This window comes from Chitinophaga qingshengii (genome assembly GCF_014529935.1).
Lineage (GTDB): Bacteria > Bacteroidota > Bacteroidia > Chitinophagales > Chitinophagaceae > Chitinophaga > Chitinophaga qingshengii.
Map to the genome: position 1 here is coordinate 63,706 of NZ_JACVFC010000004.1, position 18,297 is coordinate 82,002.

The following is an 18,297-nucleotide window of genomic DNA, read 5'->3' on the forward strand; positions in this document are numbered from 1 at the left end:
TAAATTCAGCCCCACAGTGACCACATGAAAAAAGTTAAATAATCATTGAATGGATCAATTTAAATACCACCACCGCCTGGTGCGGAACACACTCATACTGGCAGGTTTTACCTTCGTTTTCCTGGGCGCGGCCAATGCCCAGCAGGTAAAGTATACTGCCGGCAATAACAACTGGGATGCCGATTCGCTCGGTAATCACCGGGCTGTAGTGACTTTCAGCGGTGCAGCCGGACCTGCCCGCGTAGTTATTCCCTGGCGCCGCCGCGACCAGCACCCGGAAACAAAACGTATCATCGTGCAGGATGGACAGACCCAAAAGCCTGTCAGCAACGTATTGCCTTTGTCCATCAACCGCGAACAGGGAGACATTGTGTTCGATGCGGTGTCCGGTAAAGGAACCTATTACATCTATTATCTGCCATATAAAAACGAGGGAAGGGCCAACTATCCCAAAGGCATATACCTTAAACCGGCGCCGGCAGGTAACTTAGCAGTTCCGCCAAAACCTAATGCTACCGTGCGGGAGCTGGAAGCAATCGATACCTTCAACACTTTTTATCCGATGGAAGTGATTGCCACCGCCGCGGAAACGAAACAGCTGCTGTTGAAACATCCCGGCGCCGGTTACCTCTTATTCCCGGAAGACCGTGCCTTTCCCATCCGGATGCAGCACGATCTGCCTCAGCGCTGGATACAGCAAGGACCTTCCCAAGCTTTTACCGGCCAGGCAGATAAAGGCGAGTACTATGCCTTTCAGCTGGGCATCTATGCGCTTCATGCACTGAAAAATGTACAGGTCAACTTTGGTGACCTTAAAACAACCGATGGTAAAAGTATCCCGGCAACACAGCTGCATTGTATCAATACCCATGGTACCACCTACGATGCACAGCCTTTTACCGCTACCGTGAATGTGCCCGAAGGCGCCATACAGGCGCTGTGGTGTGGTATTGACGTGCCGGCCAACGCTGCGCCGGGCGTGTACAAAGGCATTGCCACCGTTCAACCGGAAGGAATGCCGGCGATGCCAGTCAGACTAACGCTGACCGTAACGGCTAAAACAGCTATCAACAGCGGCTTCAACGAACCCTGGAAACAAACCCGCCTGAAATGGCTGAATTCCACCATGGCGCAGGATAACTCCGTGATCGCGCCCTACACGCCACTGGTGGTGAAAGACAGCGTTATCAGCCTGTTGGGCCGCAAGGTGGGCATTCATAAAGATGGCTTCCCTGCGCAGATACAGACATTCTTCACCCCGGAGATGACGGCGCTGTCTGACCAGGCTAAAAATATTTTTACGGAACCGGTACACTTCCATTTCATCGCTGCCGCCGATGGAAAGGACCTGAAATGGAAAAACAACGGCTGGCAAATCACCAGTCAGGAAGCCGGCAAAGTTACCTGGAAAGCCACCAATACCACTACCGCTCTGCAAATGGACGTACTGGCATCGCTGGAGTTCGACGGCTTTATGGACTATACCGTAAAAGTGACCGCCCTCGAAGACATCGCGCTGAAGGATATTACCCTGCACCTGCCTTTTGAGAAAAACGCCGCCAAATACATGATGGGCCTCAATCAGAAAGGAGGGATCCGTCCGGAAAAAATCGACTGGAAATGGGATGTACAACATAAAAACCAGGACGGCGCCTGGCTGGGCGATGTAAACGCCGGCCTGCAGTTCACCCTGCGGGATGAACGTTATGTACGCCCGCTCAATACCAACTTTTACCTGCAGAAGCCTTTGCTGCTGCCCACTTCCTGGGGCAATGGCGAGAAAGGTGGTATCACCATCGGAGAAAAGGGAAAAGCGATCCTGGTCAATGGTTACAGCGGTGAACGGACCATGCATAAGGGAGATACGCTGTATTTCAACTTCCACCTGATCATTACGCCGTTTCATCCTATCAACACCGACTTTCAGTGGAGCACCCGTTTTTATCATAAGTACAACAATCTGGACAGCATTAAGGCTACCGGCGCTTCAGTGGTGAATATCCACCATGGTAATGATATCAATCCCTGGATCAATTATCCGTTTATAGAATGGAAAAAGATGAAGGACTATATTGATGAGGCGCACCGGAAAGGACTGAAAGTGAAGATCTATAATACCGTTCGGGAGTTGTCCAATCATGCCTGGGAAACCTTCCCCCTGCGGAGTTTGGGCCATGAAGTGTACAGTCCGGGTAAAGGCGGCGGCTTCTCCTGGTTACAGGAACATATCGACAGTGATTATATCGCTGCCTGGTTTGTACCGGAGTTTAAAGATGCAGCCATCATCAACAGTGGTATGAACCGCTGGCATAACTATTATGTGGAAGGCATGAACTGGCTGGTACAAAATGTAGGTGTGGACGGTATTTATCTCGATGATGTGGCTTTTGACCGGGTGACCATGAAACGTATCAAAAGAGTGCTGACGCAGGATGGCCACCCTGGTATCATTGATCTGCATTCCGCCAATCAATACAATAAATCAGATGGTTTCATCAACAGCGGCATGCTGTACATGGAGCATTTCCCTTATCTGAACAGGCTTTGGTTCGGTGAATACTTTGATTACGAAAACAATAACCCCGACTTTTTCCTTACAGAAGTGAGTGGCATTCCTTTCGGATTAATGGGTGAAATGTTGCAGGATGGCGGCAATCCATGGAGAGGGATGGTATACGGTATGACCAACCGCATGCCCTGGTCTGATAATGCCGACCCGCGGCCTATCTGGAAAGTATGGGACGATTTCGGTATGCAGGGAACTAAAATGATTGGTTACTGGGTAGAGAACAATCCGGTGAAAACCGGTAATGCGCAGGTGCCGGCCACTATTTATAAAAAGAATGGCGCGGTACTGGTATCGCTGGCCAGCTGGGCTCCGGCGGATACTATGGTACAACTGAATATTGACTGGAAGGCCCTGGGTATAGATCCTGCGAAGGCGGTGATCACGGCGCCGGCTGTACGTAATTTCCAGGAAGGCCGTACGTTTGCGAAAGACGCGAAAATACCGGTAGCGAAGAATAAAGGCTGGATACTTATTATTCGGTAAGATTTAGGAATTTTTTGATTTACGGATTTAGGAATTTAAAAATGCAGCGGAGATTATGTTATATAAGGTGATCTTCGCTGCATTTTTAAATTCCTAAATCCGTAAATCAAAAAATTCCTAAATGTTTAATATCGTTTACCGGGAATGTCTACACGAAATGTTTCCACGCATTTCCGGTCCTGGAGCGTTACATATACGGTTTTGCCGTCTTTGTCGCCGAAGATAAGGTTACTGCAATTTTTTCCTTTGAGCGGTACCTCGCGGATTAGTTCACCTTTGGGAGAGAACACTGCGATAACGCCTTTACCCCAACGGGCGATATGTAGGTTACCGGCTTTGTCACATTTCATACCATCGAGGCCGTAGTCGGGGAAGCTGGTAAAGAGGGTTTTGTTGGAGATGTTCCCGTTTTTATCCACATCATATTTCCAGACTTTACGTTGCACGCTTTCATTCACGTACAATGTTTTTTCATCCGGGCTGAGTTCAATGCCATTGGTGGTGCCCATGCCGGTTTCAAGCAATACTGCTTTGCGGTTGGGATCTATACGCCAGATTTGGCCGCCGTTGCTGGCCCATGCAGGGTCTGAAGCGAAGATCTGGTCTTTTTTATTAATGCAGAGATCATTGGGTTGATTGAACTGAGAGGAGTGCACGTATACGTTGATTTTACGGGTTTTCATATCTACCCGCAGCACGTTATGCCCTTTGAAATCGGGAAGAAACATATCTCCTTTGCTGTTAAAATTCACACTGTTGCCGACGCTGCTGTCTGGCAGGGTAATAAAGATTTCTCCGGCGCCGGTTTTGGTGTTGATCTTGCCCACCGTGCCATCCTTCTGGAAATTGACCACATAAAAATTACCGGCTTTATCGAAGTTGGGGCCTTCAATGTTGACAGAGAACATATTTTCTGCAGTGAGGTCCTGGGCCTGATAAAGGGGGCGGTGGGTTTGCTGGGCCAACGCAGAGAGGCCATGGCAGGCCATCAGCGCCATCAGATAGAGGTGTCTTTTCATGAGCTAGAATATTTGAAGGGTTAAGTTAAACAAGAATTACCGATTTTTTAATGCCGGGTTGTTGCCGGGAGGTGGGTAGGGGATATAGTTGGTAAAAGGGAGCGAAGGGGACTGTCAACTTATTTCTTAATTTTGCGCCCATGATTCATGTTTCGGAGTTTAAAGACCTTGCTCAGCTTACGATTCATAAGGTAGGCAACGCAGCCAATGATGAGCCGCTTCTTTTTTCCAAGGCTCCGTTGCAGCTGGAAGACGAGACCATTTCACAGCTGCTCGTTACCTATTTTATACAGCCTTTTGCTAATTCAGCGGAGTTTTTCCGGTTTTATCATGAGGCAGATTTACAATTGAATGAAATATTTCAATATTGTCGCCGTATATTTACTGACGAGAATGAGTTTCAGGAGCAATCTGTTAATATCGCCAAACATCTATATAAACATTCCACCCATCCAAAAATAAAAGGTGGCGAGCTTTATATAGCTTACTTTAGCAAATGTCAGGTGGATGGAGAAGAAGTAGCGGCCATTGGCATATTTAAATCAGAGAACCGGGATACCTATCTGAAAGTGTTTTTGTCTGACGAGAACTACCAGGTGGACTATGAAGATGGCATCAACATTAATAAACTTGACAAAGGTTGCCTGATCTTTAACACAGAAGAGGAGAATGGTTACAAGGTCAGCATAGTTGACAGCATCAGCAAACAAACAGAAGCAGTTTATTGGAAAGACGCGTTTTTACAGGTGCAGCGCCGTGAAGACAGCTACCATCAAACAGAAACTGCGGTGAATATGTGCAAACAATTTATTCACAACAAGCTGCCAACCGAATATGAGATGGATCGTGTGGACCAGGTTGATCTGCTGAATAAATCAGCCACCTACTTTAAAGAAAAAGAACAGTTTCAGCTGGACGATTTTGCACAGGAGGTATTAGGCCATCCGGACGCGATTGCTTCTTTCAGGGAGTTCAGAAATGAGTACCAGCAAACTTATCAACAGGAGATCCCTGATGAATTTGAAATATCGGCCCCTGCAGTAAAAAAACAACAAAAGGTTTTTAAGAGCATACTGAAACTGGACCGCAATTTCCATGTGTATATTCATGGTAACCGCGAAATGATTGAACGCGGATATGATGAAGCTACCAACCTGAACTACTATAAACTGATGTTTGAAAACGAAACGTAAGCGGTAGACAGGTAGCCGTGATGTTGAATTGGTGAAGAGAGATGATCAAAAAAATATTAAGTTTTTCTCATAAGCAAAAACCAATTGTTAACAAAGGCTGCCTCATCTGGGCGGCCTTTTAGTTTTATATATATCTACTTAATTAAGCAAAAAAAGACAACCATTACGGTTGTCTTTTTCTTTTATCCTTTGTTGTTATTATCTGGTTTGGGTTTGTGTTTATGCCTGGGAGGGCGGCGGTCCTGTTTGGGTTGTCCGCCTTGTCCCTGCTGTCCACCCTGGTTTTGCGGTGGTCTTGGACCTTGTTCCGGCCGGGGTTGTTGTTCCCGGTCACGGCCCTGCCTGGGTTGTCCGCCTTGTTGCTGTCCCTGGCCCTGGCGTTGTTGCTGGCCACCACCGCCGCGACCTTCCTGTTTGTTTTTTCTGTCAGGATGATGGCGTTCGTGGCGCTCATGACGTTGCGCCGTTTTTTGTTCCTGTTTAGGTTCGTTTTTAGGATGACCACCTTGTTTGGGCTGCTGCTGTTCAGCAGCTTTCTGTTGTTTCTGACGGTCTTTATCCTTCTGTTTCCGCTTCTGTACTGTTTTTTCCAGTGATTTAAGACTGATCTGACCTACCACATCTGCGAAGCCCAGGTCGGCTTCTTTTGGTTTGGCCGTCACTACTTCCACTGCTTTCAGTTCATCAGGTTTAATACCCTGACGGTTGAGCTGACGGATTTCTTTTACCCTGGAAATAGTAAGCGGATACTGTTTATTGCTGCCCTCATAGGAGTACCACATGAGGCTTTTGAAGATATCCCTTTTCTGCAGGTTGGCAACACCACCGGATGTTTCGATGGTATCGGCATCATCAGGGAATTCCTTCAGTGCATCAAGATAAGTGTCCAGCTCATAATTGAGGCAGCACTTCAGACGTCCGCATTGCCCGGATAACTTAGCCTGGTTGATAGACAGGTTCTGATATCTGGCGGCAGTGGTATTCACGCTTTTGAAATCTGACAGCCAGGTAGAGCAGCAAAGCTCACGGCCGCAGCTGCCAATACCGCCTACTTTTCCGGCTTCCTGGCGGGCGCCGATCTGACGCATCTCCACCTTGGCGCGGAATTCAGAGGCATATACCTTAATCAGTTCACGGAAATCGACACGGTCGTCTGCTGTGTAGAAGAAAGTGGCTTTACGGCCATCAGCCTGTATCTCCACTTCTGCTAATTTCATTTCGAGGCCCAGATTACGGGCAATGGCCCTGGATTTAATCAGGGCGTCTTTTTCGCGGGCCTTGTTATCGGCCATCCTTTGCAGGTCGTCGTTACTGGAACGACGTAAAACTTTTTTGGTCTCGGGGGTGTCTTCTGCACGTCTTTTCTTCATTTGAAGCTTTACCAGTTCGCCTGTAAGGCTCACTGTGCCAACATCAAAGCCGCTAACGCCCTCTACAGTTACCATTTCACCCTTATCAAAGAGCTGTTTGGTCACATTCCGGTAGAAGTCCTTGCGGCTGCCGTTGTTGAAACTCACTTCTATAATATCGAATGGTGCTAAGCTATCGCCAAGCGGAATATTGGACAGCCAGTCAAATACATTCAGTCGGTTACAACCTCCCGTACTGCATCCTCCATTACTCTTACATCCTGACGGCTTTCCCTCCACACCCGTACCACATCCGGCACAAGCCATATTAGTAAATAGTTTAAATTTTATAAATAAGCATTTCAGGTTACTCCATTCCCTTAAAATACATTTTTCCTTTCAGAAAAACAAAAAGGACGGGAGATGACAAAGGTAAGGAAATGCCATGACAAGAGGAGAGCGGCTTTCCGGTTATTACAGAACCGGCATAGGTTTCTTTTTGAATATATATTGTAGTTTGATAGACAGCGCATGAAATAACATCTTGGCATTGGCATTCCGCTCTATATGATAATAGGCGTTATCCAGTGCATCCGCAATCAGCCGGGTTTGCTCCAGATTGGCCAATTTAGCCAGCTTGGCCGCAAAATCCATCTCTTCCTCGGAGAAAGCCAGGTGAGCTTTGTCAATATACTGCAGCCGGATGGTATGTTCCAGCAGGTTGATAAAGTACCGGAGGAACTGCTTCTGGTTCTCCCGGCCGGTTTTGGCGCTGGAAATAGCTTCTATCCATTCCTGCAGGGCTACCCGGTTGCCGGTAAACAGGTAGTTGAGCCAGTTACGCAGCAGTTCGTGATAATCATCGTCGGAGTTTTGCAGCAGGAAAATCGCCTCCCGGTAGTTGCCGGCTGCAATGGTGGCAATCTGCCTGGCTTTGGCGGCCGGAACTTTCGCTCTTTCTGTCAGGGCTTTTTCCATGTCTTCCCGGGAAAGCGGATTGATCTTCACCAGGTGGGTGCGCGACAGGATGGTCGCCAGGATCTGCTCCTGGTTTTCAGCAATCAGGATAAACAGCGTATTGGCCGGCGGCTCCTCTATCAGCTTCAGCAACCGGTTACCTTCGTTGCCCAGGTATTCCGGCATCCACATCAGCAGAATCTTATAACCGCTTTCAAAACTCTTCAGGTTCAGCTTCCGGATAATATCCTGGCACTCATTGGCGGTGATATTACCCTGCTTGTTTTCGGCCCCGATAAACTGCAGCCAGTCGTAGGCATTACCATACGGATTGGTGGTCACAAATTCCCGCCATTCGGAGATATAGTCCGTGCTCACCGGCTTGTCACCGGGTTTTCGGGGTATCACCGGATAAGAATAGTGAATATCGGGGTGGATATGCTGCGCCGCTTTCAAACAAGAAGGACATTGACCACAGGCATCATGGGCTTGTTTGTTTTCACAAACGAGGTATTGGGTAAAAGCCAGGCCCAGCGGCAATCCACCAGCCCCTTCAGGGGCCAGTAATATCATCGCATGACTGAGACGGTTCTGCTGTATTGATTGTATCAGCTGCTGTTGCGCCGCTGCTTGTCCTATGATCTCCGAAAAAAGCATGGACGCAAGATACTGAAAAGGGGTTAATCACCGGTTAAGGTAATGTCACATAACAAGCATTTCGAAAGATACCGGAACCACTGATAGTACGTCCATTGGCCTCGAAATAGTAGGAGCCGCTTACCTTTTTCAGTTTCGTATTGATAAAGGTCAACGTAATACTGGACGTATCCGTCTGAAGGTAGTCATAATCCACCAGGGTCTTTATGGCGCCCACTACCAGGCCTCCCTGCAGGTGGCGGGATTTGGAGTATACATATGTTTTCAGTTTCAGGCTGTCATTCTTGATGGCAGCATCCGGATAAGGACCATCCATCAGATTGAGCACTATCTTGAAACTGTCACTCACCGCTTCGATGCTGAGAAACTTAACAGCCCCCGTGTCCATCTGTTGCCGGAACAAGGTGCTCGTAGAGAGATTCATTGGCCGGCTGGTCATTTGAACGTCGCCAGTCATCTTCATGTCGGGGCATGATAGAATCGGTGTGTCAATATCATGTTGGCAGGCCGTCATGCATAATAGCATAAGGGCCGCAAAAACCGGGACTACGGCTTTTCTACGGTGTTCGGAATGTTGGTTTTTCATTTATTATTGTGTATCCACTTGTTGTAATGGCCGCGCACACGCTAACGTATAGGTATATACGCAAACGTGCAGTTTTTTATTACACTAAGTTGGCAAAAGGAGGGAAGCAACGCTTACTTTTCAATAGCGGCTATTACTTCCGGTGCATCCGGTTGTGTTTTGGGAGAAAACACAGCAACGAGGTTTCCTTTTTCATCCAGCAAATATTTCTGGAAATTCCACTTAACGTCTGCCGGCTCCAGGTGTTTGGCTTTACTTTCTTCCAACAGCCATTTGTACAGCGGATGAATATCATCCCCCTTTACAGATATTTTGGCGGCCATCGGAAAGGTGACAGCATATTGTTTGGTGCAGAATGTTTTGATTTCTGCATTGGAGCCGGGCTCCTGCGAGCCGAAATTATTAGCCGGGAAACCTACGATCACAAGTTTATCCTGGTATTTCTGATATATTTTTTCCAAACCTGCATATTGTGGCGTATTGCCACAAAGAGAGGCGGTGTTAACAATCATAATTTTTTTCCCCTTATAACGGGAGAAATCAATTTTGCCTCCATCCACTGCATCTACTTTAAAATCGTAGATCCGCGGACCTGCAAACAAAAGGAGGACCCAAAGTATGGCCAGTCTCAGCATAAAAATATTTTTAGAGGGATGGATCGGTGGTAGTATATCCGTGTGCTGCGGACTATACGGGTGTAAAGATACACATCCGGCGGAAGAAAAAGAATTAACTTTTTGTTAGGTGCAGGTCCATGCCAGACAACAAATGCTGACGGTAGCGCCTGCCTGTAACAGCGCCTGGCCGGCTGCTTCTGTGGTGGCGCCGGTGGTAATCACATCATCCACCAGGAGTACATGCCTGCCCGTTAGTAGCGCAGGGCTTGCCTCAAACACCGTTTTTACGTTCTCCCACCGGCTGGTCCTGCTTTTCCGCGTTTGGGTACCGGTGTACTGTACCCGGCGTAGTGCCTGGGATAACAACGGCTTCCCTACAACGGTTCCCATCGCTCCGGCCAGTAACGCCGCCTGGTTATAGCCGCGCTGTTTTTCCTTGCCGGGAAACAATGGTACCGGCACCAGGTAGTCGACAGTGCTGGTCCAGTTGGCACACCGCAAGGCATACCCCATCTGCCTGCCCAGCCACCCGGCAATATCCTGCCGCTGATGATATTTAAACTGATGTATCAGTTGCTGCAACCCGGAGGTTTGACTATAATAATAGACAGCCGTTGCCTGTACTACCGGCATGCGCCCATGAAAAATATGGGTGACCGGATTGTCTGCATAATATTGGAAACCGGTTAACGGTAAACTGTCGTGACAGCGTATACATAACATATCATCAGCAGATAACAGCTCCTGGCCGCAAATCTCACAACAGTGCGGATAAAACAGGTTTACCAAAGGGGATAACAAACGGGTAAACATTGGGTTGGTATGTAGTGTATCAGAATAATTGTTGATATACTTCTTCCACTCTTCCTACCGGCACAATTTCTATATTGAATTTACTGAGATCTATTCCTTTTTTATTATAACGGGAGATAAAAATTTTATGGAAACCGAGCTTCTCCGCTTCCGCGATACGTTGTTCAATCCGGTTAACCGCCCTGATCTCTCCACTCAGTCCTACTTCGCCGGCAAAACATATTTTGTTGGCGATGGCATTGTCTTCATAGGAAGAAAGTAAAGCGCATAACACAGCCAGGTCGATAGCCGGATCTTCTACGCGGATACCACCCGCGATATTCAGGAACACATCTTTTACGCCGAAGTGGAAGCCGCCACGTTTCTCCAGTACGGCGAGCAGCAGTTGCAGTCTGCGTAAATCAAACCCGGTAGCCGTACGTTGTGGGGTGCCGTATACCGATTGTGTAACGAGTGCCTGTACTTCCACCAGCAAAGGACGAAGGCCTTCCATGGTGGCGGCGATAGCTACGCCGCTCAGCAGGTCGTCGCGCTGGGAAATCAGTATTTCTGAAGGATTGGTGACCTGCCGGAGACCGGTGCCGGTCATTTCATAAATGCCCAGTTCGGCAGTGGAGCCAAACCTGTTTTTAATCGTGCGTAAAATACGATAGGCATAATGTTGGTCGCCTTCAAACTGCAGTACTGTGTCTACCATATGTTCCAGTACTTTCGGACCGGCGATGGAGCCATCTTTGGTAATATGACCGATGAGGAAAACGGGGGTGTTGCTTTCTTTTGCGAAGCGCTGCAACTCTGCAGTTGTTTCCCTGATTTGTGATACGCTGCCCGGGGCAGATTCTATCAATGGTGTATGCAGTGTTTGAATAGAGTCGACGATGACCAGTTGAGGCTGTAATTTTTTTATTTCAGCGAAGATGGTTTGGGTAGATGTTTCCGTGAGCAGATAAAATTGTTCATTGGAATTTTTAATGCGGTCGGCCCGCATTTTTATCTGTTGTTCACTTTCTTCACCACTGATATAAAGTGTTTTGATATGCTTCAGTTGCAATGCATTTTGCAGGAAGAGGGTGGACTTACCGATGCCTGGTTCGCCGCCAACCAGTACGAGAGAGCCGGCTACGATACCACCGCCCAGCACACGATTCAGCTCATTGTCGGGTGTGAGTATCCGTTTTTCTTCATTGGTAACAACCTCCGAGAGGTTAACGATTTTTTGTGTACGGCCGTTGCCGTTGTCATTCGATTTCCAGTCGTGTTGTTTACCGGGAATATCTTTTTGTACTCTTTCTTCCACGAAGGTGTTCCATTGTCCGCAACTCGGACATTTACCATTCCATTTCGCAGATTCGTATCCACATTGCTGACAAAAAAAAGCAGTTCTTATCTTACTCATAATTTTTTTAAAACAGGATGATACAAAGTAAGGTGTTTTGAAAAATTTGGGGGTGAAATGTTAAAATATTCGGGTTAAAATGGGGGGAGGGAGGTCCTTAAAAGAGAAAAGAGCCAAACGGAAGATTCCGTTGACTCTTTCTACTTACTAACCCATTAAATTCAGGTCTAAATTACAAAATGGCTTCAGAATAAAAAAGTTTATTTGATTGATGTGAATAACTTTTGATTGATTTTCGTAATGTAAGAAAGTGGCTGCCATCGCTTGTTTCAGGCCGTAAATTGTCCAATATTACTTTCATTGGCAACTCGTAAAATGTTGATAAATAGGGTTGATGTTGATGATTTTTGCATATGAAAAAATTAACATAAGACAGCCTTTTACTTCTGCCAAACCGGCCGTTTTTTCAGGCGTTTTTCTTTAAAAAAGACAAAATGGCAGTGTTAAATTTATGTATGAATGGTAAGAGGAAGGGTTGGCAGGAAAACTCTTAAATAAAACTTAAAACGGGGTATCTGGATAGAAATTTGTGCTTTTTCCCATTCAAAGTTATGAATGTATGACACCAGGAATCATGTTTGTTTCGCTGATTTTTGTGGGGATCAGCTTTCTTGTCAGTTATGTCTTAAAGAGCAAGTTCCGGACCTACAGTGAGATACCGACCTCATCCGGACTTACCGGTAAGCAGATCGCGGAGAAGATGTTGAGGGATAATAATATCCTGGATGTACAGGTGCTGTCTGTGGACGGGTTTTTATCAGATCACTATAATCCGGCGAATAAGACGGTCAACCTGAGCCCGGACGTATATGCCGGGGCGAACGTGGCTGCGGCGGCAGTGGCGGCCCACGAATGCGGGCATGCCGTGCAGCATGCGGCGGCTTATCCCTGGTTGGGCCTAAGGTCCAGGCTGGTGCCGGCGGTACAGTTCAGTGCTTCCCTGGTACAATGGATCCTGTTGGGGGGTATTCTGCTGATTAATGTATTTCCCCAGTTGTTGCTGGCCGGTATTATCCTTTTTGGTATCACCACCTTGTTTGCCCTGATTACGCTGCCGGTGGAATTTGACGCTTCCCGCCGGGCACTGGCCTGGCTGGACCGTAGCCAGGTCATGCGTCCGCAGGAACATGATAAGGCGAAGAACGCCCTCTGGTGGGCGGCTATGACTTATGTGGTGGCGGCCCTGGCTTCTCTGGCTACGCTTTTCCAGTATATCTTAATATATATGGGTGCCAGGGACAGGCGCTAGCCTTTCTGTACCGGAAAAATATGGAAAAAGGGGCCTTTCCTGCGGGAAGGCCCTTTTTAATGCCCGGTGACTGTTGTATTGTTAAAATATAATATATAAATACAACATCTGCATAATCATCTACCTGACAGATCTCTGCCAAAGATCAGGTCTGTGCGGGAATAGTAAAAGTGGAATACCGGGGGAGCGGGCCTACAGGCCTTTACGTGGGTGTTAATAACTTTTATTCAAATTTTTTATTGAAAACCAATTAGTTGCAAAGGTGTCTTTTAAAAAAGTAACTAAAATGTATGGTTATTCAGAATACCCGATGTACCTTTGCACTCCCTCGTTACAAAGGGAATTGTTTACAAGACGTGTAATTTTATATCGTATACAACAATGAACACATTAAGCTTTAAAACTAAATCGGCTAACGACGCTTACGTAAAGCGTGACTGGCATATAGTAGACGCTACCAACCTGACCCTCGGAAGAGTGTGTGCGAAAATGGCAGCTATTCTGAGAGGTAAGAACAAGCCTTACTATACGCCTCATACTGATTGTGGTGATTATATCATCGTGATCAATGCGGAAAAAATCGCTTTGACCGGCAATAAAATGGCGGAAAAAGAATACATGCACTACACTGGTTACCCAGGTGGTCAGAGAATCGAACTGGCAAAGGATCTGATCCGTCGCCGTCCTGAGGTGATGATTGAGAAGGCTATCAAAGGTATGCTGCCTAAAAACCGTCTCGGTCGTAAAATGTACAAAAAACTGTTTGTATATGCAGGTGCAGAACATCCTCACGCAGCACAGAAACCTAAACCATTAACTTTCTAATTTTTCTCTGATAACATGGAAAAGCAAAAAAATACAATAGGTCGTCGTAAGGAAGCTGTTGCCCGTGTGTATATCAACAAGGGTACCGGTAACATTACTGTAAACGACAAAGATTATAAAAACTACTTTTCTCTGATCTACCTGCAAAATCAGGTGGAGCTGCCTTTCAAAACGATCGACGCACTGGATAAATTTGATGTTAAGATCAATGCACAGGGTGGTGGTATCAAAGGTCAGGCTGAAGCGATTAAACTGGGTATTGCCCGTGCACTGTGCGAGGTGAATATCGAGTTCCGTCCAGCACTGAAAGCAGCAGGTCTGCTGAAACGTGATCCGAGAAGCGTAGAACGTAAGAAACCAGGTAAAGCGAAAGCAAGAAGAAGCTTCCAGTTCTCTAAACGCTAATTTTGAGTACTTAGCAATTATCGCTAAACATTATTTGATCCTTTTAATTGAGCAATATAAAACATGGAAAATAATACCTCATTGCAGCAGCAGTTACTGGAGGCAGGTGTTCACTTCGGTCACCTGAAGAAGAAATGGAATCCTAAAATGCTGCCTTATATTTTCGCAGAAAAGAAAGGTATTCATATCATCGATCTGAACAAAACCGTAGAAGGTTTACAGGAAGCAGCTTCTGCCCTGAAATCCATCGCAAAAAGCGGTAAAAAGATCATGTTCGTTGCTACTAAAAAGCAAGCGAAAGAAATCGTAGCGGATGCTGCGCGTAACATCAACATGCCTTTCGTTACTGAAAGATGGTTAGGTGGTATGCTCACCAACTTCTCTACTATCCGTAAGAGCGTGAAGAAAATGCAGAGCATCGAAAAAATGCTGCAGGACGGAACTTTCGACAACATTACCAAAAAAGAACGTCTGACTTTAAGCCGTGATAAAGAGAAAATGGAAAAAGTGCTGGGTGGTATTGCCCAACTGGCACGTGTTCCGGCCGCTCTGTTCATGGTAGATATCAGCCACGAACATATTGCACTGGCAGAAGCTAAACGCCTGGGCATCGTTACTTTCGGTATGGTGGATACCAACTCCGATCCAAGCAAAGTTGACTTCGCGATCCCTGCGAACGACGATGCTACTAAATCTATCGCTATCATCACCAGCTACATCTGCGCTGCTATCGCAGAAGGTCTGTCTGAGAGAGCTACTGAAAAATCTGAAGAAGTAGAAGAGGAAGAAGAAGCAGACGACAAGGCTCGCAGATTTGACGTAGAAGGTGGCGAAGATCGCGAAAGAGGCCGTGGTAAAGGTCCAGGCCAGGGCGGTGGCCGTGGTCAGGGCGCTGGTGCTAACCGTGGCGGTGGCCAGGGTGGTAACCGTGGTGGCCAGGGCGGCGGTGCAAATCGCGGCGGTGGTAACCGTGGCGGTGGCCAGGGTGGCGGACAACGTCGTCCTTCCAACGCTGGCGGCAGCGGTCCAAGAAAACCAGCCGGTAAATAATATCGAATTTTGATATTTAGTTATTTAAAATGCAGCGAAGATTACCTTCGCTGCATTTTAAATAACTAAATAACCAAATCAGAAATAACTAAATATTAATACTCTAAATCAATATAGCTCATGGCAACAATTACAGCAGCTGATGTAAACAAACTGCGTCAGCAAACTGGTGCGGGTATGATGGATTGCAGAAAAGCACTGGTGGAAAGTGATGGCGATTTCGAAAAAGCAGTAGATTATCTGCGTAAGAAAGGTCAGAAAGTAGCTGCCCTGCGTTCCGACCGCGAAACTAAAGAAGGTGTTATCATCGCTAAAGTTGCTGCTGATGGTAAATCCGGTGTGATCGTAGGCCTGGGTTGCGAAACTGACTTCGTAGCTAAAAACGAAGACTTCGTGAAATTTGCACAGGCTATCGTTGACCTGGCCCTGTCTAAAGGTATCAAAACCATCGAAGACCTGAATGCTGCTGAGCTGGAAGGTGCTACCGTTGCTGATAAAGTAAACGACCAGGTGGCTAAAATCGGTGAAAAAATCACCCTGAATAAATTCGAATTCGTGGAAGCGGGTGGTGTAACTGCCTACATCCACGGTAACTACCGTATGGGCGTTCTCGTTGCTTTCTCTAAACCTGTATCTGAAGAAACAGGTAAAGATATCGCTATGCAGATCGCTGCGATGAACCCAATCGCAGTAGACGCAGACAGCGTTCCTGCTGATGTAATCGCCCGCGAAAAAGAAATCGCTGTTGAACAGGTGAAAGCTGAAGGCAAACCTGCTGAAATGGCGGAAAAAATCGCTGTAGGTAAAGTGAACAAATTCTTCAAAGAAAGCACCCTGCTGGCTCAGGCCTTTGTTAAGGATAACAACAAATCCGTAGCAGATTACCTGAAATCCGTAGATGCTGACCTGAAAGTAACTGGCTTTAAGCGAATCGCTTTAGGTTAATATCAACATCATTAAAAAAAGGAGAGAACTAAATATTCTCTCCTTTTTTTTGCGCACTGTAAAATCAGGCGCCGGCAATTTCCGGCCAACAACAAAATCAACCGCATTTTGCTTTCATTGGCAGGTTCTTGCTTTTAAATTGTATCTTAGGATACCGTAATTACATTAGCAAATCACAATCTTACAATATTTTATAGCGTCATGTTGCCAAAGTATAAGCGTATTTTGCTCAAATTGAGCGGTGAGGCCCTTATGGGGGATGCAAATTATGGTATTGATCATAAGGTAATTACCCAGTATGCCTACGATATCAAAGCTGTTACCGACCTCGGTGTACAGGTAGCCATCGTGATCGGCGGCGGTAATATCTACCGTGGAATGAATGAAGCCGAAACCGGCATTGAAAGAGCCCAGGGTGACTATATGGGCATGCTCGCCACCGTGATCAATGGAATGGCCCTGCAAAGCGGACTGGAGAAAATAGGGCTCTATACCCGCCTCCAATCGGCTATTAAAATGGAACAAATCGCAGAACCCTATATCCGCCGCCGCGCTATCCGCCACGTGGAAAAAGGTCGCGTGGTTATATTTGGAGCCGGAACCGGTAACCCGTACTTTACGACTGATACCGCTGCTTCCCTCCGTGCTATCGAAATCCAGGCCGATGTCATCCTCAAAGGAACCCGCGTTGACGGTATCTATACCGCCGACCCGGAAAAAGATGCCACTGCTACCCGGTTCGAAACCATCACCTTCTCTGAAGTATACCAGAAATCACTCAACGTCATGGACATGACGGCCTTTACACTCTGCCAGGAAAATAAACTGCCTATCATCGTATTTGACATGAACAAACCAGGAAACCTCCTGAACGTCATCATGGGCAAAAATGTAGGTACCCTGGTGAAAGGCTAATACCAATTATGAAATTTTTTGATTTACGGATTTCTTGATTTCGTAGATTGACAAAGAGCGAAGACCTAAACGATTACAATCGCTTGGGTCTTCGCTCTTTTATTTGCAGAAATCAAAAAATCCGTAAATCGAAAAATCCCTAAATTATTTCAATATCCCTTTTAGCTCGGTCAACGGAATAAACAACGTCACCTGTCCCAACGCATAAGGCCCAATCTCATAGGGCACATAACTAAAGGCCACCCCTTTATCGGTAACAATAAAGTTGTTGTTCGGCACAATCGTCTTCACCAACAGATTCTGGTCCAAAGACTCATCTTCGTCGATATGGAATTTTTTACGGAAAGCCTTGTCCAGTAAAGGTGACAGCTTATCCTTATAACCTGGCTTAAAGAACTCTTCCGGCGTTATCACCTTGTGTTTGGCCAGGTCCAGCGTCTGGTAAAAAGCACCGGAATTGCCGTGTGCACCGCCGGTGAAGTCGTAGGCATATTTCTCTATCACCAGCAGCGGCCAGGTGTTATACACTACCTTCATATCACTCTCGGTAGTCCAGTTCCACGAGGCCGATTCACCATCGGCAATATCGCTGCTGTCGGCATCTTTGGCGGCAATACGGTAACTGGTCACAAAAGAATCAATAGCCCTTTTGACATATTGCCGGGGATCGCTGATATGCACATCGCCGGTAATCGCTTTTCTGATAAAAACAGTGAGACTGGAATCGGCAGACGAGTCCGGCCATATAATGCTATTGGACGCAATCCCCAGCGGAGAAGCGGGAAAGGAAGGTAACAACTTCACGGAGTCTGCATCATAATATACCTGCAGCGGTTGAGCCTTCCGGAGGTCTGTATGCAGCTCAAAATGCCAGGAGGTACTGTCGCCATGCCATACGCCTTTAAAAGTGCCATCATCTCCTAAGCTGCCACCAAAAAAACGTTCTTCTTCATGGCTGCCATTATCTTCATAAATCTTTACCTGTTCTCCGTCCTGGCTGCCCCATATACTAATGGGCTGCCCGGCGCTGTCATAACTATAATAGCCGCGAAACAGGTTCGGCGCTGTTTTCAGGAGCTGCATGGTAATGTGACGGTTTCCTACCAAGCCTTTCAGCTGTGTATAATAATAAGGTGTACTGGCCAGGGGGATAACGGCACTGGCTGTATCGGGTTGATCCTTCTGCCGGCTACTGTTGTGGCAGGCAGGCAACAGCCCGCCGGCCAGTAATAGTAATAGGAGCGCTCTTTTCATACTATGATTTATATC

16 protein-coding genes are annotated in these 18,297 nt (G+C 46.7%); 8 read left to right on the plus strand and 8 right to left on the minus strand.

Annotated features, from left to right (window positions below):
• Positions 1-49: 49 nt before the first annotated feature.
• Positions 50-3,052 carry a glycoside hydrolase domain-containing protein gene (locus ICL07_RS24600; RefSeq protein WP_223152097.1) on the plus strand — a complete coding sequence of 1,001 codons (3,003 nt, stop codon included), beginning with the start codon at positions 50-52 and terminating at the stop codon, positions 3,050-3,052.
• 125 nt (positions 3,053-3,177) lie between these two features.
• On the opposite strand, the gene ICL07_RS24605 is transcribed toward ICL07_RS24600, so the two are convergent.
• Positions 3,178-4,071, minus strand: coding sequence for an SMP-30/gluconolactonase/LRE family protein (locus tag ICL07_RS24605; protein WP_188090729.1), 894 nt, complete (start codon positions 4,069-4,071; stop codon positions 3,178-3,180).
• Positions 4,072-4,211: 140 nt separating this feature from the next.
• Between ICL07_RS24605 and ICL07_RS24610 the strand changes: the two genes are divergently transcribed.
• On the plus strand, positions 4,212-5,264 hold the full coding sequence (locus ICL07_RS24610) for a nucleoid-associated protein (protein ID WP_188090730.1): 1,053 nt from the start codon (positions 4,212-4,214) through the stop codon (positions 5,262-5,264).
• 182 nt (positions 5,265-5,446) lie between these two features.
• Here ICL07_RS24610 and ICL07_RS24615 read toward each other — a convergent pair whose 3' ends face one another.
• From ICL07_RS24615 to radA, 6 genes are all read right to left on the minus strand, one after another.
• Entirely contained in the window at positions 5,447-6,940 is a 1,494-nt protein-coding gene (locus ICL07_RS24615; protein ID WP_188090731.1) for a PSP1 domain-containing protein, read from the minus strand.
• Between the two features lie 147 nt (positions 6,941-7,087).
• A complete protein-coding gene (locus ICL07_RS24620) occupies positions 7,088-8,227 on the minus strand; it encodes a DNA polymerase III subunit (protein WP_188090732.1) in 1,140 nt (379 codons plus the stop codon).
• Positions 8,228-8,261: 34 nt separating this feature from the next.
• Positions 8,262-8,651 carry a hypothetical protein gene (locus ICL07_RS24625; protein ID WP_188090733.1) on the minus strand — a complete coding sequence of 130 codons (390 nt, stop codon included), beginning with the start codon at positions 8,649-8,651 and terminating at the stop codon, positions 8,262-8,264.
• A 275-nt stretch (positions 8,652-8,926) separates the two neighbouring features.
• Entirely contained in the window at positions 8,927-9,448 is a 522-nt protein-coding gene (locus ICL07_RS24630) for a glutathione peroxidase (protein WP_188090734.1), read from the minus strand.
• Positions 9,449-9,553: 105 nt separating this feature from the next.
• Positions 9,554-10,243 (minus strand): ComF family protein, encoded by a 690-nt coding sequence (locus ICL07_RS24635; protein ID WP_188090735.1) that lies wholly within the window; start codon positions 10,241-10,243, stop codon positions 9,554-9,556.
• A gap of 19 nt (positions 10,244-10,262) precedes the next feature.
• On the minus strand, positions 10,263-11,639 hold the full coding sequence (gene radA, locus ICL07_RS24640; protein ID WP_188090736.1) for a DNA repair protein RadA: 1,377 nt from the start codon (positions 11,637-11,639) through the stop codon (positions 10,263-10,265).
• A 559-nt stretch (positions 11,640-12,198) separates the two neighbouring features.
• On the opposite strand from radA, the gene ICL07_RS24645 reads away from it, so the two are divergent.
• The 6 genes from ICL07_RS24645 (at position 12,199) to pyrH (ending at position 17,028) form a co-directional block, all read left to right on the plus strand.
• Complete coding sequence (locus tag ICL07_RS24645; RefSeq protein WP_188090737.1) at positions 12,199-12,888, plus strand: zinc metallopeptidase; 690 nt, start codon at positions 12,199-12,201, stop codon at positions 12,886-12,888.
• 381 nt (positions 12,889-13,269) lie between these two features.
• On the plus strand, positions 13,270-13,713 hold the full coding sequence (gene rplM, locus ICL07_RS24650; protein WP_188090738.1) for a 50S ribosomal protein L13: 444 nt from the start codon (positions 13,270-13,272) through the stop codon (positions 13,711-13,713).
• A gap of 15 nt (positions 13,714-13,728) precedes the next feature.
• On the plus strand, positions 13,729-14,118 hold the full coding sequence (gene rpsI / locus ICL07_RS24655; protein WP_078669826.1) for a 30S ribosomal protein S9: 390 nt from the start codon (positions 13,729-13,731) through the stop codon (positions 14,116-14,118).
• A gap of 63 nt (positions 14,119-14,181) precedes the next feature.
• Positions 14,182-15,168 (plus strand): 30S ribosomal protein S2, encoded by a 987-nt coding sequence (rpsB, locus tag ICL07_RS24660; protein ID WP_188090739.1) that lies wholly within the window; start codon positions 14,182-14,184, stop codon positions 15,166-15,168.
• Positions 15,169-15,288: 120 nt separating this feature from the next.
• Positions 15,289-16,113 (plus strand): translation elongation factor Ts, encoded by an 825-nt coding sequence (gene tsf / locus ICL07_RS24665; protein WP_188090740.1) that lies wholly within the window; start codon positions 15,289-15,291, stop codon positions 16,111-16,113.
• Between the two features lie 201 nt (positions 16,114-16,314).
• The gene (gene pyrH, locus ICL07_RS24670; protein ID WP_113616223.1) at positions 16,315-17,028 is read left to right on the plus strand and encodes a UMP kinase; all 714 of its coding nucleotides are present in this window, start codon (positions 16,315-16,317) and stop codon (positions 17,026-17,028) included.
• 144 nt (positions 17,029-17,172) lie between these two features.
• Here pyrH and ICL07_RS24675 read toward each other — a convergent pair whose 3' ends face one another.
• Entirely contained in the window at positions 17,173-18,282 is a 1,110-nt protein-coding gene (locus tag ICL07_RS24675) for a DUF3298 and DUF4163 domain-containing protein (RefSeq protein WP_188090741.1), read from the minus strand.
• Positions 18,283-18,297: the final 15 nt, after the last annotated feature.